Genomic DNA, 21226 nt, shown 5'->3' on the forward strand with positions numbered 1-21226 from the left:
CACAGCGTGACCAACAGCAACGACACCAGCGAGAAGCACCGGCCGAGGATCACGCGGGTCTCTCACTCGGCCAGCCGCCGCAGCAGCAACGTCCGCTCCGACGCGAGCGACGTCGACTCCATCACCGGCACACACATGGCAGACTGACGATTCACCGAAGCTCCGTAGGCACAGGGCGACTTGCGAGGTCACCCCGCTCAACGGAGCTTCGGTCTTCCACGTCACGGACCGCTCACCTGCGGAAACATCTCAATCCCGGACCTTGCGCCAGCCCTGGCTGCCCCCGTGCCTTGCCTTCCATGGCGGGTACGGGGGCATTCGCATGCTCAAAGCGAATAGGTTCCGCGTCTATCGCCCTTCCGCCAGGTGATCACCTCATTTAGCTGAAGCGGCAATTGTCTGACTCCTGCAAATTCCTATTGGCCAGTACGGGAATTGCAGAGATCATCTGCGGAGTGAGGGACTCCCAAATGATGCCAGGCGGGCGCCGATGCGAAGGACACTCAATTACTCGCTCCGGTGTAACAATGAGGTCCACGCGAAAATCGTGCTCGCACTCTGGTAGCTGCTGTTCGACAACCTGTAGTTCATGGACGGTTGTTACGATTAGCGTGTCTGCTGGAATTAGATTGGCTTCTTGCAGGAGTGCTACCTCGATATCTGAATAACCGGCCCCTTTCCCTAGTCGGATGCCTTGTGTGTTCACGGCTACACTTCCGCAGACGATCATATCGACGGGGGGCATTTCTGCTACTTCTACAGGGTGGGCGTACTCGATCGCCTTTCGGCGGTCAGCGACTTCCCATGCGGGGATCGAGAGAGAGTTGGGATCGATAAAGTAGAAAGGTTTTACAGAGGCAAGCTTTGGTGCTGCCATATAAAGGTGCTTGCCTTCGTCAAGTGCCCTGGCCCGTACTGGCTGTTGCGCTCTGTCCGGAACAGCCTTGATGACGCTTGATTCTTTCCAAGCCGCATGCTTGGAAAGCAGCTCAGCGGCTGCATCTGAGCCTTCGAATGAAGGAATGCGCCCACGTGAACCATTTGGCGCGACATTCTGGCGCTCCAAGAGATCCCATATGCGTTTGCGGACTGTTTGCTTGGAAACCTGAATACTTGACTCACTCATCGGCTTTCCTTGGTTATCCGGCTGCAATCAAGCTGAAGAGCCGATCATTATTTTCCTGAACGGCTGTGAGGTGTTGCCATGGCTGTAGTTCCCTACCTGCCTGGAAGATGAGGTTAAGCCCGCCGCCTCCCCGGTTGGCTTCGACTACTCCGATGGCTTTACTGAGTGCATGCACGGCCTCTTCTGCTTTATTCTGACGGAGATATGCGAGTGCCAAGTTTCCGAGGGTGATAGCTTGGGATTTTGAACCTTGGCGTACTTCCAGAACAGTTTGCTCTAATGCCGTCTGTGCGCGATCTGTTTGATTGAGGGCGAGGAAACATGAACCGGCTAGTCGGCTGAACTGCCCCGGGGACAGCATGGAAGCCCCGGCGTCACTTCTGTGGACTCGACTCAGGTAGCTTTCTGCTTGGCTGAGTGCCCGCTCGCATTCTCGACGCTGCCGCTTCATCGCGTATGCTTCCGCAGAATGTAGGACAGCAAGGCCGGCGATGGCATCGCTGGAGCCTTTGACGGTCTCGGCTGCCTTTTGAGTCAGCGCTAATCCGGCGCCGGGTTCCTTCTCTCCATAGAGCGCCACGAACGAAATACGGAGCAATGCGAGACCTTCGGAAACGGGATCACGTAGTTCACGGGCTCTGCTCGCTGCTTGTAGAAAATAGTCGCGCGCGACAACGTGTTCCGCCCTTCCTGATGCGTCCCAAATCAATTGACCCATCAATGTAGAGGTCTCAATTACGGCAGCGTGAAGGTCTCGGCGAACAGAGTAAGTGGTGGAATACTGCTGCCAATGTGCCAGGCGTCCCAAGTGCCGACCCACTTCGGCGATCAAGACTACTGATGGTTCGATTGCATAGCGTACATCGAGATCCTGAATCTCTTGACGGAGACTGGAAACAGTCAACAAGTCGAGGGCATGGGGGTTCTCGTCGGCGTGGTGTAGTCGATCTTTCGACTCGCGGTCCTGCACGGCGACAAGCCTATGACTACTGCTCGGATGCTCGTCAGCGTTGCTTGGGGAACCCCTTTCCCAAGGGCGTTCGGATACCCCCAGCATTTCACCGGGAATGCCGAAGCCATCGCAGACTCTTTCGATGACGGCACGCCCGCGAATCCCTCGGACGCCTCTGATGATGTCACTCACTCGTGAGCTGGTCATACTGCCGACCGCAGCGGCCATCGCTGCGTAGCTTGAGCCCGTACGCCTGTTGACCAATCGGAAGATCTCGCCGAAGTTGCGGGTTGCACATGCACTCCGCATTGCTTCGCTCTCTATCAAGATATCGGGAATGGTCAGCGGAAAGCCGATACGTTGAGCCTCGCGTTCTTCCATGTGCCACCTAACCGCGACAGAGGGCGACCTGACACAAGGGTAGCGCTCAGGACGGAACGGGGTTCCCCAAAATGGTTTGTGGGGTTCCCCGTTGGCACTTCTCTCGGGCGCTGGTGGCGCCGACGCTTGGAGGAGTCACACCACGTGGCGAGCACGTACCCCCGCGACCGTGGTACCGGCCCGGGGGCGTGGACCACCTGAAGGAAGCAGGCAGCCATGGCAGAGAGTACGCCCCGCATCCCCGATACGGGATCGCTGGCGGTAGACACCAAGCGCAAACGTGTGGGGGTCGTGATGGGCAAGACCGGCCCTTACGTGCAGCTCCGCCCGGAGGGCGGGGGCAAGGAGTGGGACGCGTCCCCGGCGGACCTGCGGCCCGCCACGGCCGGCGAGGCACTGTCGCCGAGGGTGCGGGCGGCGAACGAGCGGAGCACGGGGGCGAGGCTGTGAGCCGTGCGATCATCCGGCATGAGCGGTGGACGGTCGGCCCGGATACCGAGCCGGACCGGGAACCGGACGCCTACGCGGCGGAGTGCGCCGTGTGCCTGGCGCGTTCGCCCCAAAAGGCGGTTCCGGAGGACGCACGCGACTGGGTGTTCCGGCACGCCGGGGACAACCCGAGCCACCACAGCTACCGCGCAATTGCCGTTCACCCGCTGCGGGCCTGGAGGCCGGACGCATGATCCGCCGCTTACAGAACCGCGTATATGCGTGCGCCGGTCCGCTGTTCATCCTCGCCGTTGGCTTCGGCATGGGCTTCACGCTCGCCGTCGCCTGGGCCACCGCATGAACTCCCCCTTGCCGCCGGGGTAGTCACAGCCTCGCGGCATACCGGCGGGAAGCGGGCAACCAGCACCCCCCGTCCCCTCGCTTCGCCGGGGAGACCCCAGCGACCGATACGGGTCAGGGTCGCAACCGCACAACCACCCTCAAGACTCCCGCCGTCCATGCAGCGGCGGGAAACCAGGTGGCACTCCCGACCGGATCAGCCCCGGAGGGCGGGCAGACGTGCCCGCGCACCAGAGCCGACGGGCTCCAGCTCCCCGCCCCGGTCCGCCCCTTCACGTGGGTGCCGCACACCGTGCGGTGAGAGCGCCACCCGGACACCCAACGGTGCGGGGACCGCATCTCCGCAGAGCAAGGGTGCGGGCGGGGCTTTGCCGCGGCCTACTGGACATACGCTTGCGGCATGACTCTGGAGCGGTCCCAGGATGCCAACGCAAGATGTGTAAGAGTCCTCCTCGCCGACGACCAGGCTCTGCTGCGCAGCGCGTTCCGGGTGCTGGTGGACTCCGAGCCCGACATGGAGGTCGTGGGGGAGGCCGCGGACGGTGCCGAGGCCGTGGAACTCGCCGGCTCGGCCCGCCCCGATGTCGTCCTCATGGACATCCGGATGCCGGGTACGGACGGTCTCACCGCCACCCGCATGATCAGCGCCGACCCCGGACTCGCCGCGGTGCGGGTGGTCATGCTGACGACGTTCGAGGTGGACGAGTACGTCGTGCAGTCGCTGCGGGCCGGGGCTTCGGGCTTCCTCGGCAAGGGTGCGGAACCGGGGGACCTGCTGAACGCCATCCGGATCGCCGCCGCGGGCGACGCCCTGCTTTCGCCCGCGGCCACGAAGGGCCTGATCGCCGAGTTCCTGGCCCGCAGCGGAGGCCCGGGGCTCCGCGACGCCGGGCCGTACGAGGAGCGGCTGGCCGCGCTGACGGGCCGAGAGCGCGAGGTTCTCGTCCTCGTCGCCGGCGGGCATCCCAACGACGAGATCGCCGGCCTGCTGGAGGTCAGCCCGCTCACCGTCAAGACGCATGTGAACCGCGCGATGGCGAAGCTCGGCGCCCGCGACCGGGCGCAACTGGTGGTCATCGCCTATGAATCGGGTCTGGTGCGCCCGGGGGCGGACTGAGCCGGCACCCGGTGTCTCCACCTGTCGTTCCCGGCGGTGGGCGCCCGGCGCGGAGCCACCCTGGGGCGGTGGTCCGGACCTGGACGGAGACCGGACGGAGTCCCGGCCCTGACCCGAGCTCCGACGCGAGCCCCGGCCCCGGACCGGGACCCGGGGAGGACGGAACGGCTCCCCGCTTCCCGGTGGTCCTCCCGCCCGCGCACGCGGGCGGGAGGACCACCGGGGTCAGGGAAGCGCCAGCATGCGCTCCAGGGCCAGCTTGGCGAAGCTCTCCGTCTCGGAGTCGACCTGGATCCGGTTGACCAGGTTCCCCTCCGCCAGCGATTCCAGTGCCCACACCAGGTGCGGCAGGTCGATCCGGTTCATCGTCGAGCAGAAGCACACCGTCTTGTCGAGGAAGACGATCTCCTTGCCCTCCGGGGCGAAACGATTCGCCAGGCGCCGTACCAGGTTCAGCTCCGTGCCGATCGCCCACGCGGAACCGGCCGGGGCGGCCTCCAGCGTCTTGATGATGTACTCGGTGGAGCCCACGTAGTCCGCCGCGGCGACGACCTCGTGCTTGCACTCGGGGTGGACCAGGACGTTCACCCCCGGTATGCGCTCGCGGACGTCGTTGACGGAGTCCAGCGAGAAGCGGCCGTGCACAGAGCAGTGGCCGCGCCACAGGATCATCTTCGCGTCGCGCAGCTGCTCGGTGGTGAGCCCGCCGTTCGGCCGGTGCGGGTTGTAGACCACGCAGTCGCCGAGGGACATGCCCATGTCGCGGACCGCCGTGTTCCGGCCGAGGTGCTGGTCGGGCAGGAAAAGGACCTTCTCCCCCTGCTCGAACGCCCAGTCCAGCGCGCGCCTGGCGTTCGACGACGTGCAGATCGTGCCGCCGTGCTTGCCGGTGAAGGCCTTGATGTCCGCCGAGGAGTTCATGTACGAGACGGGCACCGTCCGCTCCGCGACGCCCGCCTCGGTGAGGACGTCCCAGCACTCGGCGACCTGCTCGGCCGTGGCCATGTCGGCCATGGAGCAGCCGGCGGCGAGGTCGGGGAGGACGACCTTCTGGTCGTCGCCGGTGAGGATGTCCGCCGACTCGGCCATGAAGTGCACACCGCAGAAGACGATGTACTCGGCCTCCGGCCGGGCCGCCGCGTCCCTGGCGAGCTTGAAGGAGTCGCCGGTGACATCCGCGAACTGGATGACCTCGTCGCGCTGGTAGTGGTGACCGAGCACGAACACCTTGTCGCCGAGCTTCTCCTTCGCCGCACGGGCGCGCTCCACCAGGTCCGGGTCGGACGGGGAGGGAAGGTCGCCGGGGCACTCGACGCCCCGCTCGCTCCTGGGGTCGGCCCCGCGGCCGAGCAGCAGCAGGGCGAGCGGAGTCGGCTGGACATCCTGGGAGCCCCCTGCTGCGTCCGGCGCGGTGAGGGAGGGCTGGGCGGTGGTCACGTCACGCACCCTTTCTACTCTTCGATCGGGGCGGTGGAGCCGCCTCCGATGGCTCGCCGTGGTGCACCGGAGAGCCTTTTCGTCTATTTGACGCTATCTATCATAACCGCTTCACGTCACTTTGACGATGTCCATAGCGTCGATGTGACGCAATTCCCGGTGCCGAGCCGTCCACGGGTCGATGCCCCGGAGGGAGCGCATGTGCGAGCATGAAAGGGACAGACCGATACCGGGGCCGGCCCGGAATGAATCCGGAGCCCGTCCGGTTGCCAACGTCGGCAAGCAGTGTCCGTACAACCCGGGAGAGAAGCAGATGTCCGTATCGGACGAGACCACCACCGTGAGCGACGGCATCCTCCTGTCCGACGCCGCCGCGGCCAAGGTGAAGTCCCTGCTCGAGCAGGAAGGCCGGGACGACCTGGCGCTGCGGGTCGCCGTTCAGCCCGGTGGCTGCTCCGGCCTGCGCTACCAGCTCTTCTTCGACGAGCGCTCGCTCGACGGCGATGTCGTCAAGGACTTCGACGGGGTCAGGGTCGTCACCGACCGCATGAGCGCGCCGTACCTCGGCGGGGCCTCCATCGACTTCGTCGACACGATCGAGAAGCAGGGCTTCACGATCGACAACCCGAACGCGACGGGCTCCTGCGCCTGCGGCGACTCCTTCAGCTGAACCGCACGGCGCGGCTGAACGGCCGGAGCGGACGGACCACGGGAGCGGCGGAGCCCGCCGGGGCCCGCCGAAGCGCCGGATGCCGGAGGGCGGCGCCCCGGACTCGGGGCGCCGCCCTCCGGCACCCACTCACCTGCGGGGCACCGCGTCGCCGCTCTCGGTGTCGACCACGGTGCGGTCACCCAGCGGTCGGTCCAGCGTGACCTTCTCCGCCAGCTCCTTGGCGATCAGGATGCAGACCCGCCCGGGGTCCGGCCGGGACACGATGATCCTCACCTTCACCTCGGTGCCCGTCTCCTCCGCCTCCGCCGAGTAGGTGCTGCACACCCCGCCCCAGAAGCGCAGCGTCAGGGTGCGCCCGTCCTTTGCCACGGCATACGACTCCACGGCCCGGATCGAGGTCTCCGGGAGCTCCGGGGAGTCGGGAGGAGAGGGCGCGGCGGTGGGCGAGGGCGGGGGAGGCTCCTCGGTGCCGGACTCCAGGTACTCCGGCGCCACGGCGGGATGGGCGACCGTGGACCCCGGCGTGCCGGCCTTCGGTTCCGTCGCGAACAGCCACGAGGGAACGAGGGCGGGCCGCCCCTCCACCGCGTGCACCGCCAGCCCGAACTCGGCGCCGGTGACCTTCACCACCTGGGCGGGGCCCGGCGCGTCGCGCCCCGGCTCGCACGGTGCGGCCGCTCTCCCTTCGGCCGGCTCCTCGGCTGCCTTCCCTTCGGGTGCGTTCCCTTCGGGTGCGTTCTCCCCGGCCGGCTTCTCCTCAGCCGGTTTCCCCCCGGTCAGCGGTCCGGGCGTCGCGCACCCGCCGATGCCCGCCGCCGGGCCGCCGCCCGCGCGCTCCGCGTTCAGCCGCTTCAGCGTCTCCTCGGCACCGGCCACCGGGTACTCCGGGCCCGCGGCGGGCTTCACCAACTGCCCGCTGCCGTTGCCGACGGTGCCGTCCGCGGCCACATGGACGCTGGTGGACCAGCCGTACGTCGGCAGACCGCCGACCAGCGGGTCGGCGCGCACGACCCGGTGCGCACCCAGCACCTGACGCGCGTCCAGCCTCGCGTCGCCCAGTCCCAGCGCCGCCAGTACGGGGGCGGCCGCCCTCTTCGCGGCAGCCTCGCCGACCGTCGACGCGTTCGGCGGCCGGTGCTCGACCGGGCCGGTGGCGGGGGTTCCGCACACGTCCTTGCCCTTGGCGCAGTCGTCGCCCTTCGGCGGACCGAAGGCGCTGAACGTCCAGGTACCCGGGGCCTGCCGGTTCACCTGCAGCAGCGGACCGCCCGCATCGCCGTCCGCGCCGGCCTTCCACACCTCGCCACGCAGCCGCGGTTCACCCGGCACCCCGAGTGCCTCGGCCAGCGCCTCGACCTGCGCCTTGCCGACGGTCCCGTTCAGCTCGTGGAGGCGGGCGGAGCCGGGGCCGTCCGGGAGGCTGCCCTGCGCCCGGTACAGCACGCCGTAGGGCCCGGGCTCGCCGGGGGCGATGCCCCTGACCCCGCCCAGCGCCGGCGGCGGGGACTCGGGGTCCGATCCCGGCGCGGTGCCCCCGCCCCCGCTCCCGCCGTCGGAGGCGGTCGCGGCGAACAGGGCCCCGCCACCGCCCGCGACCAGGACCGCCGCTGCCACGGACGCGACGGCCAGCGGAGACCGCCGAGGACGGCGGACCGCTCCGCCCTCGGTGCGTCCGGCGCCGTCGGCGCTGTTCTGGGGGCGCTCTGTGCTGCTCACCGCATCGCTCCTTCGGACGGACCCGTTTCATCGGGGGCATCCATGGGACGGAGCCGGGGAGCGCGCGGTTCCCGGAGTGCGCCGTGCGGGGTAACGGAGCGTTCGGGGGCGCGTTCAGTCCCCGTACCCGGGCATCGAGCCGACCAGCCGCGCGGAGGCGGCGGAGACGGCGATGCCGCGGATCAGCGCAGGGGGCACCGGGGCGGCCGCGGCCATCGGCGGCACCACCCAGTGCGGCGCCATCCGCGCGCCGTCGCCGCGCAACTCCGCCAGGCCGGCGTCGACCTGCCCGAGTCCGGCGGGACGGCGGTGGCGGCGGGTGACGGACGACGTGGGGTTCGGCATATCGGCACCGTACGCAGGGCAATGCGCAGGTAAAAGCCCTACTATCGGGTAGTTTCCGTCCTGTGGCGGGCCCGGGGCAACCCGGTAGCGTTAACCGTCAACTCCGCCTCCCCTCCAGGAGCACTCAGCCGTGCGAATCGCAGTCACCGGCTCCATTGCCACCGACCATCTGATGACCTTCCCCGGCCGTTTCGCCGACCAGTTGGTCGCGGATCAGCTCCACACGGTCTCCCTCTCCTTCCTCGTGGACAACCTCGATGTGCGCAGGGGAGGGGTCGGCGCCAACATCTGCTTCGGGATGGGCCAGCTCGGCGCCGACCCGGTCCTGGTCGGAGCGGCGGGCTCCGACTTCGACGAGTACCGCGCCTGGCTCGACCGGCACGGCGTCGACACCGCGTCCGTGCGGATCTCCGAGGTACTGCACACCGCGCGCTTCGTCTGCACGACCGACGCCGACCACAACCAGATCGGCTCCTTCTACACAGGCGCGATGAGCGAGGCGCGCCTGATCGAGCTGAAGTCGGTCGCGGACCGGGTCGGCGGCCTCGACCTGGTGCTGATCGGCGCGGACGACCCCGAGGCGATGCTGCGGCACACGGAGGAGTGCCGGTCCAGGGGCATCCCGTTCGCCGCGGACTTCTCCCAGCAGATCGCGCGGATGAACGGCGACGAGATCCGGATACTGCTGGACGGGGCGTCCTACCTCTTCTCCAACGAGTACGAGAAGGGGCTCATCGAGTCGAAGACCGGCTGGACCGACGAGGAGATCCTGGACCGCGTCGGCCACCGCGTCACCACGCTCGGCTCCCGCGGGGTGCGGATCGAGCACAGGTCCGAGCCGACGATCGAGGTCGGCTGCCCGGAGGAGGAGTCCAAGGTGGACCCGACGGGCGTCGGCGACGCTTTCCGCGCGGGCTTCCTCTCGGGCCTGACCTGGGGCATCGGTCCGGAACGCGCCGCGCAGGTCGGCTGCATGCTCGCGACGCTGGTGATCGAGACGCTCGGTACCCAGGAGTACACCCTGCGCCGAGCCCACTTCATGGACCGCTTCACCAAGGCGTACGGCCACGAAGCGGCGTCCGACGTCCGCAGCCACCTGTCCTGACCACGCGCCCGCGGGACGCCACACCCGGCCGGGTGTGGCGTCCCGCGTCCCGAGGGCGCTCGCCCCCGGGGCTCCGGGCCCTCACCGGCGGCGCCCCGGGGTGCCGCGTCCGGGCACCGCACCCCGCGCACCCTTGCGCACGTGCGCGCATCCCGGCGTGGTGCGGGCCCCCGCCCGTGCCACACGCGCGCCGTTTCCGCGTGCGTGCCGTGTCCCGGTCGGTCCGTCCTGTGCGCGCCGGGCCCTGCCGGGCGCGGTCCGCACGGGCGGGGGTCCCTTGGCATGCGTGCGCGCCGCGTCCGTGCGTGCTGCCTCCCGTGCGGGTGCCGGCCGTCGCGGGACCGGGTGCGTGCGTGCGCGCCGTGCTCCGCGTGCTCCCCTCAGCGGCGGCGGACCGTGTACGCCGTTCCCGCCGGGGCCGGGGACCGGCCGACGTACTCCTGCCCGCGCATGGCGCACCAGGCGGGGATGTCGAGCCGGGCCGCTTCGTCGTCGGAGAGAACGGTGACCGTGGCGCCGACCGGTACGTCTCCGATGACCTTGGCCAGTTCGATGACGGGGACGGGGCAGCGCGTGCCGAGGGCGTCCACCACCAGGGAGGCGGGCCCGGACCCGGATGCGGATCCGGATGCGGACCCGGGCGCGGACTCGGGCGCGGACCGGGGTACGGACTCGGGCGCGGACCCCGGGGAGGTCTCCCCGGCCACCGGTGCCCCCAGTCGGTTGCGGACGCCGGCGACGACCCCGGGCAGCACCTCGAGGAAGTGCTCGACGTCCTCCTGCGCGGTGCCCGCCGGCAGGGACACCCGCACATTGCCCTCGCTCAGGACGCCCATCGCGCGCAGTACATGGCTGGGGGTGAGCGTCGAGCTGGTGCAGGACGAGCCCGAGGACACCGAGAAGCCTGCCCGGTCCAGCTCGTGCAGCACCGTCTCCCCGTCGGCATAGAGAAAGGAGAAGGTGACGAGATGGGGCAGCCGGCGCACGGGGTCGCCGACCACCTCGACGTCGGGCACCAGCTGCGGGACCCGGGCGCGGATCCGGTCCACCAGCTTCCGCAGCCGCCGGGCCTCCGTCTCGGCGGAGTCCCGCACGGCCCGCAGCGACGCCGCTGCCGCCACGATCGCCGGGATGTTCTCGAAGCCCGGGGCGCGTCCCGACTCCCGTTCGTCGGCCGGGTCCTGAGGGGCGAAACGGACTCCCTTGCGGACCGCGAGGAGCCCCACACCGGCAGGACCGCCCCATTTGTGCGCGCTCGCGGTGAGCAGCGACCAGTCCCCGCCGACCGGGCCCCAGCCGAGGGACTGCGCGGCGTCGACGAGCAGCGGCACCCCGGCCGTCCGGCAGCGCTCGGCCACCTCGGCCACCGGTTGCTCGGTGCCCACCTCGTGGTTCGCCGACTGCAGGCAGGCCAGCGCGGTGTCCTCGCGCAGGGCCTCGCCGAACACGCCCGGTGAGACCGCGCCCCAGCGGTCGACGGGCACCTCGGTGACGGGCCGGCCCTCCACCGCGTGCAGCACGGCGGAGTGTTCGACCGCCGACACGGCCAGGTGGCTGCCCGTGCGGCGGCGGCCGGCGAGCGCGCCCGCGATACCCGAATGGAGGGCACGTGTCCCCGAAGGGGTGAAGACGAGTTCATCCGGGCGGCAGCCCACGGCGTCCGCCGCGGCCTCCCGGGCCGCGTCCAGCAGCAGCCGTGCCCGGCGGCCCTCGCGGTACAGCCGGGCGGGGTCCGCCCAGCCCTCGTCGAGGGAGGCCTGGAGCGCCTGCCGGGCGACGGGGTGCAGCGGGGCCGAGGACGCGGCGTCGAAGTAGGGCACGTCACCACGCTAACGCGCAGGCGCGAAGGAGGCGTCAGAAGCCCTCGGCGGGGGCCCAGTAGGGGCTCGGCCGTGCTCCGGCCGGCGCTCGGCCGGGAGCCGGCGGAAGCCTCGGCCCCTCGCTCGGCCGACCGGGGAAGAACGGTCGTCGGCCGGTGCCGCGGGTGTGCTCCGGCCGTGCTCCGGCCGCGCGCGGCCGGAGCGCCCCCCGAGGGCTGGTCGAAGCCCGGCGGAGGGCCTCCGGCCAGGCGCCGCACGGCCTCCGGAACGGTCCGGTCCACCCCTTCGGGTCGTCGGACGGCGCGTTGGGCACCCTCCATGCGTGACCCCAAATGGCGTCCAGTAGGGTTTGGTCCGCATAAACATCCAAACCCCTGCCCGCGTCAGGGAGCGGCGACCGACCAGCGTGACGGCCGGGGCCGGCCGCGCGGGCGAGACTCTCGGGAAGGCGCTACGTGAGTCCCAACGGCTCCGACCTCCCCCACCGCCCGAACGGCGGGGGCGGTACCCCCATGTCGCGGCGCCCGATGCGGCGGAAGCTGCCACAGGTGCTGACGGCGGGCTTGATCGTGGCAACCGCCACCGGTTGCTCCCCCACCTGGGAGGACTTCCCCCGCCTCGGTATGCCCACCCCCGTCACCGAGGAGGCTCCCCGGATCCTCTCCCTCTGGCAGGGCTCGTGGGCGGCCGCGCTCGCCGTGGGCGTGCTGGTGTGGGGTCTGATCCTGTGGAGCGTCATCTTCCACCGGCGCAGCCGGACCAAGGTCGAGGTTCCCCCGCAGACCCGGTACAACATGCCCATCGAGGCGCTGTACACCGTGGTTCCGCTCATCATCGTCTCGGTGCTGTTCTACTTCACCGCGCGTGATGAGTCGAAGCTGCTGGCTCTCTCCGACAAGCCGGCCCACACCATCAACGTGGTCGGCTACCAGTGGAGCTGGGGCTTCAACTACCTGGAGGACGTGGACGGGAACCCGGCCACCGGTGACGCCGCGGCACAGAAGGAACTGGACGCGATTCCGGACCGGTACACCGCCGACTTCCCCGAGGGTGCCGAGGGCGTCTACGACGCCGGCATCCCGGGCACCCGGAACCCGCAGACCGGCAACCCCGGCCCGACGCTGTGGCTGCCGAAGGGCGAGAAGGTCCGCTTCATCCTCACGTCCCGGGACGTCATCCATTCCTTCTGGGTGGTCCCCTTCCTGTTCAAGCAGGACGTCATCCCGGGTCACACCAACGTCTTCGAAGTGACTCCGAACCAGGAGGGCACCTTCCTCGGCAAGTGCGCCGAGCTCTGCGGTGTCGACCACTCCCGGATGCTCTTCAACGTCAAGGTCGTCTCCCCGGAGCGCTACCAGCAGCATCTGAAGGAGCTGGCCGAGAAGGGGCAGACCGGCTTCATCCCGTCGGGCATCGCGCAGTCTGACCCGGCCCGGAATGCGGAGAAGAACCAACTGTGAGCATCCTCAACGAACCCCAGGGTGCCGCGACGGCAGGCGCCTCGCGTACGGACGCGTACGACGACGAGGTCCCCGTCCGGCGCCGGCGGCCCGGCAACGTGGTCGTGAAGTGGCTCACCACCACCGACCACAAGACGATCGGCACGCTCTACCTGGCGACCTCGTTCTTCTTCTTCTGCATCGGCGGCGTCATGGCGCTCTTCATGCGCGCCGAGCTGGCCCGTCCGGGCACGCAGATCATGTCGAACGAGCAGTTCAACCAGGCGTTCACGATGCACGGCACCGTGATGCTGCTGATGTTCGCGACACCGCTGTTCGCCGGTTTCGCCAACTGGATCATGCCGCTGCAGATCGGCGCTCCCGATGTGGCGTTCCCGCGGCTGAACATGTTCGCCTACTGGCTGTACCTCTTCGGCTCGCTCATCGCGTTGGGCGGCTTCCTCACCCCCAACGGTGCGGCCGACTTCGGCTGGTTCGCCTACTCCCCGCTCTCCGACGCGGTCCGGTCGCCGGGCGTCGGGGCCGATCTGTGGATCATGGGTCTGACCTTCTCCGGCTTCGGCACGATCCTCGGCTCGGTCAACTTCATCACCACCATCATCTGCATGCGCGCCCCCGGCATGACGATGTTCCGCATGCCGATCTTCACCTGGAACGTCCTGCTGACCGGTGTGCTGGTCCTGCTGGCCTTCCCGGTGCTGGCCGCGGCCCTGTTCGCGCTGGAAGCCGACCGCAAGTTCGGCGCCCACATCTTCGACGCCTCCAACGGCGGCGCCCTGCTGTGGCAGCACCTCTTCTGGTTCTTCGGGCATCCAGAGGTCTACATCATCGCGCTGCCGTTCTTCGGCATCGTCTCGGAGATCATCCCGGTCTTCAGCCGCAAGCCGATGTTCGGCTACATCGGCCTGGTGGCGGCGACGATCGCGATCGCCGGCCTGTCCGTGACGGTGTGGGCCCACCACATGTACGTCACCGGCGGGGTGCTACTCCCGTTCTTCTCCTTCATGACCTTCCTCATCGCGGTGCCGACGGGTGTGAAGTTCTTCAACTGGATCGGCACCATGTGGAAGGGCTCGCTGTCCTTCGAGACCCCGATGCTCTGGACGATCGGCTTCCTGATCACCTTCACCTTCGGTGGTCTGACCGGTGTCATCCTGGCCTCGCCCCCGATGGACTTCCACGTCTCCGACTCCTACTTCGTCGTCGCGCACTTCCACTACGTCGTCTTCGGCACCGTGGTCTTCGCCATGTTCGCCGGATTCCACTTCTGGTGGCCGAAGTTCACCGGCAAGATGCTCGACGAGCGCCTCGGCAAGATGACCTTCTGGACGCTGTTCATCGGCTTCCACGGCACCTTCCTGGTCCAGCACTGGCTGGGTGCCGAGGGCATGCCCCGCCGCTACGCCGACTACCTGGCCGCCGACGGCTTCACCGCGCTGAACACCGTCTCGACCATCAGCTCGTTCCTGCTCGGCCTGTCGATCCTCCCGTTCTGCTACAACGTGTGGAAGACCGCCAAGTACGGCGAGAAGGTCGAGGTCGACGACCCGTGGGGCTACGGCCGCTCGCTGGAGTGGGCGACGTCTTGCCCGCCGCCGCGGCACAACTTCCTCACCCTGCCGCGGATCCGCTCCGAATCCCCGGCCTTCGATCTGCACCACCCGGAGATCGCGGCTCTCGACCAGCTCGACCACGCCGGTCACGGTGCCATCACCGCTGACAAGGAGGCCGGCAAGTGAAGATCCAAGGCAGGATGTTCATCTGGCTGAGCGTCTTCATCCTCGCCGTCGCCATCCTCTACGGCGTGTGGTCGAAGGAGCCGGCCGGTACGACGGCGCTGTTCCTGGCGTTCGGCCTGAGCATCATGATCGGCTACTACCTGGCCTTCACGGCCCGGCGGGTCGACGCGATGGCGCAGGACGACAAGGAGGCCGACGTCGCGGACGAGGCCGGCGAGGTCGGCTTCTTCTCACCGCACAGCTGGCAGCCGCTGCTGCTCGCGGCCGGCGGGGCACTGGCCTTCCTGGCCGTCGCGATGGGCTGGTGGATCATGTACTTCTCGGCTCCGCTGATCCTGGTCGGCATCTTCGGCTGGGTCTTCGAGTACTACCGCGGGGAGAACCAGAACCAGTAGCGGCGGCGCATACCACCGCGCATACCACCGCGCAGGGGCCCGGACACTTACCCGAAAGGGTGGTGCCCGGGCCCCTCGTTTGCAGTCTCCCGGCGCGCCGCCGCGGGGGTTCCTCCATAGCGTGTGCTCATGAACGACACGCCGCGCAAGCGCACCGCAGCGAGCTGCACCGTGCTCGCCCTGGCCCTCGGGGCGGGGACGACCGGGTGCAGCGGCCAGGACAGCCACCCGTTGTCGGCCCGGCCGTACGACGCGGCGCGTCAGGTCGCCTTCAACGCCCCGCCCTCCGGCACCAAGGCGGATCCGGACAAGCCCCTGGTGGTCACCGCCAAGGGCGAGGACGGCCGGATCACGGATGTCACCGCCGTCGACACCGCCGGCCGCTACCTGGCGGGCGAGCTGTCCGTGGACGGCGCGAGATGGAGCTCCACGGCCCCCCTCGCGGCCGGGACGCGCTACACCGTCCGCGTCGCCACGGAGAACGGCGGCGGAGCCCCCGGCCTGCGTACCCTCACCTTCGAGACGGCCTCGCCGAAGCGCCTCCTCGGCATCGAGCTGGGGCCGAAGGCGGGCACCTACGGGGTGGGGCAGCCGGTCACGGCGGAACTCAGCAGCCCCGTGGCGGCCACGGCGGACCGGGCGGCGGTCGAACGGTCCCTCAAGGTCACCTCCGACCCGGCGGTCGAGGGCGCCTGGCACTGGGTGGACGACACCAAGCTCCACTACCGCCCGAAGGAGTACTGGCCCGCCGGGGCCTTGGTGGAGGTGCACAGCACCCTGGACGGAGTGAAGGTCGGCGACCGGCTGTACGGAGGCCCGGCGAAGCCCCTGAAGCTGACGATCGGCGACCGCGTGGAAGCCGTCACCGACGCGTCCACCCACCGGATGACGGTGAAACGCAACGGGGAAGTGATCAACACCATTCCGGTGACCACCGGCAAGCCGGGCTTCTCCACCCGCAACGGCGTCAAGGTGGTGCTCGGCAAGGAGTACTTCGTCCGTATGCGCGGTACCAGCATCGGCATCCCGGTCGGCAGCGCCGAGTCCTACGACCTCCCCGTCTACTACGCGACCCGGGTCACCTGGAGCGGCGAGTACGTCCACGCCGCCCCCTGGTCCGTCGGCTCCCAGGGGTACGCGAACGTCAGCCACGGCTGCACCGGCATGTCGACCGCGCACGCGGCCTGGTTCTTCAAGAACGTGCGCGAGGGGGACATCGTCGAGGTCGTCAACAGCCTCGGGGCGCCGATGGACCCGTTCGGGAACGGCTTCGGCGACTGGAACCTCGACTGGGACGAGTGGCGCACCGGCAGCGCGCTGCTCCAGGGCAGCGGGGACGCCGCAGCCGGCGCGGGCGGCGCACGGCTGCGGCCCCGGGTCTGACCGTACGGGACGGGCCCGCCGGCGTCAGGCCGCGGCCCGCCGCCGGCGCAGCAGCCCGGCCAGCGCGCCCGCGAACTCCACCGGCTCGACCGGAAGCGTCACCGCGGCGTCCGCACGGCTCCAGGTGGCCAGCCAGGCGTCCTGCGGGCGCCCCATGAGCACCAGCACCGGCGGGCAGTCGAAGACCTCGTCCTTGATCTGCCGGCATACGCCCATGCCGCCCGCGGGCACCGCCTCGCCGTCCAGCACGCACACGTCGATCCCGCCCCCGTCCAGCTTCTCGAGGACCGCGGGCAGGGTCGCGCATTCGACGAACTCGACCGCGGGGGCGTCGGCGGCCGGCCGGCGGCCCGTGGCGAGCCGCACCTGTTCGCGGGTGCCGGAGTTGTCGCTGTACACCAGCACCGTGGCGGTCGACTGCATCGTTCCTCCGGTTCGTCGGGGGGTTCGGGGCTGCACCGATGAGGCGGATGCTACTCCCCACAGGTCCCGCCCTGTACCGTCCGTACCGGCTCGACGGCCCGTTTTGCTGGGCCGTTCGGGCTGGAGGAGGCCCACTGACACACCGAACGGCACCCCCCGGAGTGAGGGCTGGATAAGCGACCGACATAATGTCGGTCGTGGCGACAGCAACGACAGTAGAAACCGGGCACGCGCACCCGTCGGTCAATCGGCCGAACCTCACCAGCGTCGGAACCATCATCTGGTTGAGTTCCGAGCTGATGTTCTTCGCGGCCCTCTTCGCGATGTACTTCACCCTGCGATCCGTGATGGGTGCCGACTACTGGGCGGAGCAGGCCTCGGCCCTGAACTTCCCCTTCGCGGCGACCAACACCACGATCCTGGTGCTCTCCTCCCTCACCTGCCAGCTCGGCGTCTTCGCCGCCGAGCGCGGTGACGTGAAGAAGCTCCGCACCTGGTTCGTGATCACGTTCGTGATGGGCTCGATCTTCATCGGCGGCCAGGTGTTCGAGTACACCGAGCTGGTCAAGCACCAGGGTCTCTCGCTCTCGTCGGACCCCTACGGCTCGGTCTTCTACCTGACCACCGGCTTCCACGGCCTGCACGTGACGGGCGGTCTCATCGCCTTCCTGCTCGTTCTCGGCAGGACGTACGCGGCCCGGAGGTTCACCCACGAGCAGGCGACCGCGGCCATCGTCGTGTCCTATTACTGGCACTTCGTCGATGTCGTCTGGATCGGCCTCTTCGCCACGATCTACATGATCAAGTAGCCGGGCCCGTCCCCGCACACCTTCCAGAAGCACCGACGCAGAAGATCCTGACACCGGGGTAATCCGTGAAAAAGCTCTCCGCACGACGACGCCATCCGCTGGCGGCGGTCGTCGTCCTACTCCTCGCGCTGGCGGCCACCGGGGGGCTGTACGCCGCGTTCGCGCCCGCGGACAAGGCGCAGGCCGATGAAACCGCCCAGTCCCTCGCCATCGAGGAGGGCAAGAAGCTCTACACCGTCGGCTGCGCCAGCTGCCACGGAACCGGCGGTCAGGGGACGTCCGACGGCCCGTCCCTGGTGGGCGTCGGATCCGCCGCCGTGGACTTCCAGGTCGGCACCGGCCGGATGCCCGCCCAGCAGCCGGGCGCCCAGATGCCGAAGAAGCCGGTGATCTACAGCCAGGCCGAGATCGACCAGCTCGCGGCGTATGTGGCCTCCCTGGGCCCGGGCCCGGTGACGCCGACCGAGTCGCAGTACAGCCCCGAAGGCGCCGACATCGCCAACGGCGGCGTGCTCTTCCGCACCAACTGCGCTCAGTGCCACAACTTCACCGGCGCGGGCGGAGCGCTGACCGACGGCAAGTACGCCCCCAACCTCGAGGGGGTGAGCGCGAAGCACCTGTACGAGGCCATGCAGACCGGCCCGCAGAACATGCCGTCCTTCCCCGACACGACGATGCCGGAGCAGGAGAAGCGCGACATCATCGCGTACGTCCAGAACGTCAACAGCGGCGACACGGCGACCCCGGGCGGACTGAGCCTCGGTGGGCTCGGCCCCGTCAGCGAGGGGCTGTTCGCCTGGGTGTTCGGAATGGGTGCGCTGATCGCCACCGCCATCTGGGTCGCGGCCCACACCGCTAAGGCCAAGAAGTCATGAGTAGCCAAGACATTCCCGAAGAGTCCCCGTCCTCCGAGCAGGACCACGCACACGGCGCCGTGGCGGTGAAGGACCCCTTCGCCGACCCGGGTCTGCCGGCCCACCGGCCGCGGGTCCAGGACATCGACGAGCGGGCCGCCAAGCGGTCCGAGCGTACGGTGGCCCTGCTGTTCACGGTGTCGATGCTGGCGACGGTCGCGTTCATCGCGTCGTACGTCGTCTTCCCGGTCGACAAGATCGTCTACATCTGGCCGTTCGGTCACGTCAGCGCGCTGAACTTCGCGCTGGGCCTGACCCTCGGCCTGGCCCTGTTCTGCATCGGCGCGGGCGCGGTCCACTGGGCGCGCACCCTGATGTCGGACGAGGAGCGGGTGGACGAGCGCCATCCGGTCGAGGCCGCGCCCGAGGTGAAGGCCAAGGTGATGGCCGACTTCGCCGCGGGCGCCGAGGAGTCCGGCTTCGGCCGGCGCAAGCTGATCCGCAACACCCTCTTCGGCGCGCTCGCCATGGTGCCGCTGTCCGGCGTGGTGCTGCTGCGCGACCTCGGCCCGCTGCCGGAGGACAAGCTCCGCCACACCCTGTGGGCCGCGGGCAAGCAGCTCATCAACATGAACACCAACGAGCCGCTGCGCCCCGAGGACGTCTCCGTGGGCTCGCTGACCTTCGCCATGCCCGAGGGCCTCAGCGAGCACGACCACAGCTTCCAGACCGAGATCGCCAAGGCCGCCCTGATGATCGTCCGGATCCAGCCGGAGGACATCAAGGACCGGCGCGAACTCGAGTGGTCCCACGAGGGCATCGTCGCCTTCTCGAAGATCTGCACCCATGTGGGCTGCCCGATCTCCCTGTACGAGCAGCAGACGCACCATGTGCTGTGCCCGTGCCACCAGTCCACCTTCGACCTCTCCGACGGCGCCCGCGTCATCTTCGGCCCGGCCGGCCACGCCCTTCCGCAGCTGCGGATCGGTGTGAATGACGAAGGATTCCTCGAGGCGCTCGGCGACTTCGAAGAGCCCGTCGGTCCCTCTTTCTGGGAGCGCGGATGAGCACTGCGAACGACAAGCGGAAGGCCCCGGCCGGCGAGCGTGTCGCCGACTGGGCCGACGGCCGGCTGGGGATCTACTCCCTCGCCAAGGCCAACATGCGCAAGATCTTCCCGGACCACTGGTCCTTCATGCTGGGCGAGGTCGCGCTCTACAGCTTCATCATCATCATCCTCACGGGTGTGTATCTGACGCTGTTCTTCCACCCGTCGATGAACGAGGTGGAGTACCACGGCAGTTACGTCCCGATGCAGGGCGTGCTGATGTCGGAGGCGTATGCCTCCACCCTGGACATCAGCTTCGACGTCCGCGGCGGTCTGCTGATCCGGCAGATCCACCACTGGGCGGCGCTGATCTTCCTCGCGGCCATGATGGTCCACATGATGCGCGTCTTCTTCACGGGCGCGTTCCGCAAGCCGCGCGAGATCAACTGGCTGTTCGGGTTCCTGCTGTTCGTCCTCGGCATGTTCACCGGCTTCACCGGCTACTCGCTCCCGGACGACCTGCTCTCCGGCACCGGTGTCCGCTTCATGCAGGGCGCGATCCTGTCCGTCCCGGTCGTCGGCACGTACCTGTCGATGTTCCTGTTCGGCGGGGAGTTCCCCGGCGGCGACATCGTGGCCCGGTTCTACTCGATCCACATCCTGCTGCTGCCCGGCATCATGCTGGGTCTGCTCGTGGCGCACCTGATCCTGGTCTTCTACCACAAGCACACGCAGTTCGCGGGTCCCGGCCGGACCAACAAGAACGTCGTCGGCATGCCCCTGCTGCCGATCTACATGGCCAAGGCGGGCGGCTTCTTCTTCCTGGTGTTCGGCATCATCGCGATCATCTCGGCCATCGCCACGATCAACCCGATCTGGGCGCTCGGCCCCTACCGGCCGGACCAGGTGTCGACCAACGCGCAGCCCGACTGGTACATGGGCTTCTCCGAGGGCCTGATCCGCGTCATGCCGGGCTGGGAGGTCAACCTGTGGGGCCACACCCTGGTCCTGGGCGTCTTCATCCCGCTGGTGATCTTCCCGCTGGTGCTGGCCTCGATCGCGGTGTACCCGTTCATCGAGTCCTGGGTCACCGGGGACAAGCGCGAGCACCACATCCTGGACCGCCCGCGCAACGCCCCGACCCGCACCGCCTTCGGTGTGGCCTGGCTGACCTGGTACTTCGTCCTGCTGGTCGGCGGTGGAAACGACCTCTGGGCGACCCACTTCCATCTGTCCATCAACGCCATCACCTGGTTCGTCCGGATCTTCTTCTTCGCCGGACCGGTCCTGGCCTTCATCATCACCAAGCGGATCTGCATGGGTCTGCAGCGGCGCGACCGGGACAAGGTGCTGCACGGACGCGAGTCCGGCATCATCAAGCGCCTGCCGCACGGTGAGTTCGTCGAGGTCCACGAGCCGTTGACGCAGGAGGCCCTGCACACGCTCACCTCCCACTACCAGTACACCCCGGCCGAGGTCGGCCCGACGGTCGACGAGAACGGCGTGGAGCGGAAGGTGTCGCGCATCGAGCGGCTCCGGGCGCGTCTGAGCAAGGCGTACTACGGCAGGGACAACCAGGTCGCGAAGCCGACCGTCGAGGAGTACAAGGAGATCACCAGCGGCCACGGCCACCACTGATCCTCCGCACCGAGAG

The 21226-nt window shown here is 68.8% G+C and carries 20 protein-coding genes; 13 read left to right on the forward strand and 7 right to left on the reverse strand.

Annotated features, from left to right (window positions below):
• Positions 1-379 precede the first annotated feature (379 nt).
• Both SCWH03_RS05900 and SCWH03_RS05905 read right to left on the reverse strand, forming a co-directional pair.
• Complete coding sequence (locus SCWH03_RS05900) at positions 380-1126, reverse strand: 5-formyltetrahydrofolate cyclo-ligase (RefSeq protein WP_173262935.1); 747 nt, start codon at positions 1124-1126, stop codon at positions 380-382.
• A gap of 13 nt (positions 1127-1139) precedes the next feature.
• On the reverse strand, positions 1140-2459 hold the full coding sequence (locus tag SCWH03_RS05905) for an NsdA family TPR-like regulatory protein (protein ID WP_254076589.1): 1320 nt from the start codon (positions 2457-2459) through the stop codon (positions 1140-1142).
• A 216-nt stretch (positions 2460-2675) separates the two neighbouring features.
• Here SCWH03_RS05905 and SCWH03_RS05910 point away from each other — a divergent pair, with 216 nt between their 5' ends.
• From SCWH03_RS05910 to SCWH03_RS05915, 3 genes are all read left to right on the forward strand, one after another.
• A complete protein-coding gene (locus SCWH03_RS05910; protein WP_173262938.1) occupies positions 2676-2909 on the forward strand; it encodes a hypothetical protein in 234 nt (77 codons plus the stop codon).
• On the forward strand, positions 2906-3142 hold the full coding sequence (locus SCWH03_RS30065) for a DUF7848 domain-containing protein (RefSeq protein ID WP_443098656.1): 237 nt from the start codon (positions 2906-2908) through the stop codon (positions 3140-3142). Before SCWH03_RS05910 ends, SCWH03_RS30065 begins: the two co-directional genes overlap by 4 nt.
• A gap of 506 nt (positions 3143-3648) precedes the next feature.
• Entirely contained in the window at positions 3649-4365 is a 717-nt protein-coding gene (locus SCWH03_RS05915; RefSeq protein ID WP_173262940.1) for a response regulator, read from the forward strand.
• A gap of 225 nt (positions 4366-4590) precedes the next feature.
• Here SCWH03_RS05915 and nadA read toward each other — a convergent pair whose 3' ends face one another.
• Positions 4591-5811 carry a quinolinate synthase NadA gene (gene nadA, locus SCWH03_RS05920; RefSeq protein WP_371872617.1) on the reverse strand — a complete coding sequence of 407 codons (1221 nt, stop codon included), beginning with the start codon at positions 5809-5811 and terminating at the stop codon, positions 4591-4593.
• 304 nt (positions 5812-6115) lie between these two features.
• Here nadA and SCWH03_RS05925 point away from each other — a divergent pair, with 304 nt between their 5' ends.
• The gene (locus tag SCWH03_RS05925; protein WP_173262946.1) at positions 6116-6472 is read left to right on the forward strand and encodes a HesB/IscA family protein; all 357 of its coding nucleotides are present in this window, start codon (positions 6116-6118) and stop codon (positions 6470-6472) included.
• A gap of 129 nt (positions 6473-6601) precedes the next feature.
• On the opposite strand, the gene SCWH03_RS05930 is transcribed toward SCWH03_RS05925, so the two are convergent.
• Both SCWH03_RS05930 and SCWH03_RS05935 read right to left on the reverse strand, forming a co-directional pair.
• The gene (locus SCWH03_RS05930) at positions 6602-8191 is read right to left on the reverse strand and encodes a hypothetical protein (RefSeq protein ID WP_173262949.1); all 1590 of its coding nucleotides are present in this window, start codon (positions 8189-8191) and stop codon (positions 6602-6604) included.
• 114 nt (positions 8192-8305) lie between these two features.
• On the reverse strand, positions 8306-8536 hold the full coding sequence (locus SCWH03_RS05935; RefSeq protein WP_173262952.1) for a hypothetical protein: 231 nt from the start codon (positions 8534-8536) through the stop codon (positions 8306-8308).
• Positions 8537-8666: 130 nt separating this feature from the next.
• On the opposite strand from SCWH03_RS05935, the gene SCWH03_RS05940 reads away from it, so the two are divergent.
• Positions 8667-9641, forward strand: coding sequence for a carbohydrate kinase family protein (locus tag SCWH03_RS05940; RefSeq protein ID WP_173262955.1), 975 nt, complete (start codon positions 8667-8669; stop codon positions 9639-9641).
• A gap of 380 nt (positions 9642-10021) precedes the next feature.
• On the opposite strand, the gene SCWH03_RS05945 is transcribed toward SCWH03_RS05940, so the two are convergent.
• Positions 10022-11461, reverse strand: coding sequence for a cysteine desulfurase/sulfurtransferase TusA family protein (locus SCWH03_RS05945; RefSeq protein WP_173262958.1), 1440 nt, complete (start codon positions 11459-11461; stop codon positions 10022-10024).
• A gap of 455 nt (positions 11462-11916) precedes the next feature.
• Between SCWH03_RS05945 and ctaC the strand changes: the two genes are divergently transcribed.
• The 4 genes from ctaC to SCWH03_RS05965 all read left to right on the forward strand — a co-directional run bounded on the left by ctaC (position 11917) and on the right by SCWH03_RS05965 (position 16438).
• Entirely contained in the window at positions 11917-12921 is a 1005-nt protein-coding gene (gene ctaC / locus SCWH03_RS05950) for an aa3-type cytochrome oxidase subunit II (RefSeq protein ID WP_371872618.1), read from the forward strand.
• Positions 12918-14660 (forward strand): aa3-type cytochrome oxidase subunit I, encoded by a 1743-nt coding sequence (gene ctaD, locus SCWH03_RS05955; protein WP_173262961.1) that lies wholly within the window; start codon positions 12918-12920, stop codon positions 14658-14660. Before ctaC ends, ctaD begins: the two co-directional genes overlap by 4 nt.
• A complete protein-coding gene (locus SCWH03_RS05960; RefSeq protein ID WP_173262964.1) occupies positions 14657-15055 on the forward strand; it encodes a cytochrome c oxidase subunit 4 in 399 nt (132 codons plus the stop codon). Before ctaD ends, SCWH03_RS05960 begins: the two co-directional genes overlap by 4 nt.
• Before the next feature lie 129 nt (positions 15056-15184).
• Entirely contained in the window at positions 15185-16438 is a 1254-nt protein-coding gene (locus SCWH03_RS05965) for a L,D-transpeptidase (RefSeq protein ID WP_173262967.1), read from the forward strand.
• Positions 16439-16462: 24 nt separating this feature from the next.
• Here SCWH03_RS05965 and SCWH03_RS05970 read toward each other — a convergent pair whose 3' ends face one another.
• Positions 16463-16861: a response regulator transcription factor gene (locus SCWH03_RS05970; RefSeq protein WP_173262970.1), complete on the reverse strand. Its 399-nt coding sequence runs from the start codon at positions 16859-16861 to the stop codon at positions 16463-16465.
• A gap of 188 nt (positions 16862-17049) precedes the next feature.
• Between SCWH03_RS05970 and ctaE the strand changes: the two genes are divergently transcribed.
• From ctaE to qcrB, 4 genes are all read left to right on the forward strand, one after another.
• Positions 17050-17670: an aa3-type cytochrome oxidase subunit III gene (gene ctaE, locus SCWH03_RS05975; RefSeq protein ID WP_173262973.1), complete on the forward strand. Its 621-nt coding sequence runs from the start codon at positions 17050-17052 to the stop codon at positions 17668-17670.
• 65 nt (positions 17671-17735) lie between these two features.
• Entirely contained in the window at positions 17736-18545 is an 810-nt protein-coding gene (gene qcrC / locus SCWH03_RS05980) for a cytochrome bc1 complex diheme cytochrome c subunit (protein ID WP_173262975.1), read from the forward strand.
• On the forward strand, positions 18542-19591 hold the full coding sequence (qcrA, locus tag SCWH03_RS05985) for a cytochrome bc1 complex Rieske iron-sulfur subunit (RefSeq protein ID WP_173262978.1): 1050 nt from the start codon (positions 18542-18544) through the stop codon (positions 19589-19591). Before qcrC ends, qcrA begins: the two co-directional genes overlap by 4 nt.
• Positions 19588-21210, forward strand: a complete 1623-nt coding sequence (qcrB, locus tag SCWH03_RS05990) for a cytochrome bc1 complex cytochrome b subunit (RefSeq protein WP_173262981.1) — start codon at positions 19588-19590, stop codon at positions 21208-21210. Before qcrA ends, qcrB begins: the two co-directional genes overlap by 4 nt.
• Positions 21211-21226: the final 16 nt, after the last annotated feature.

The sequence above is a fragment of the Streptomyces pacificus genome, from assembly GCF_011766325.1.
Lineage (GTDB): Bacteria > Actinomycetota > Actinomycetes > Streptomycetales > Streptomycetaceae > Streptomyces > Streptomyces pacificus.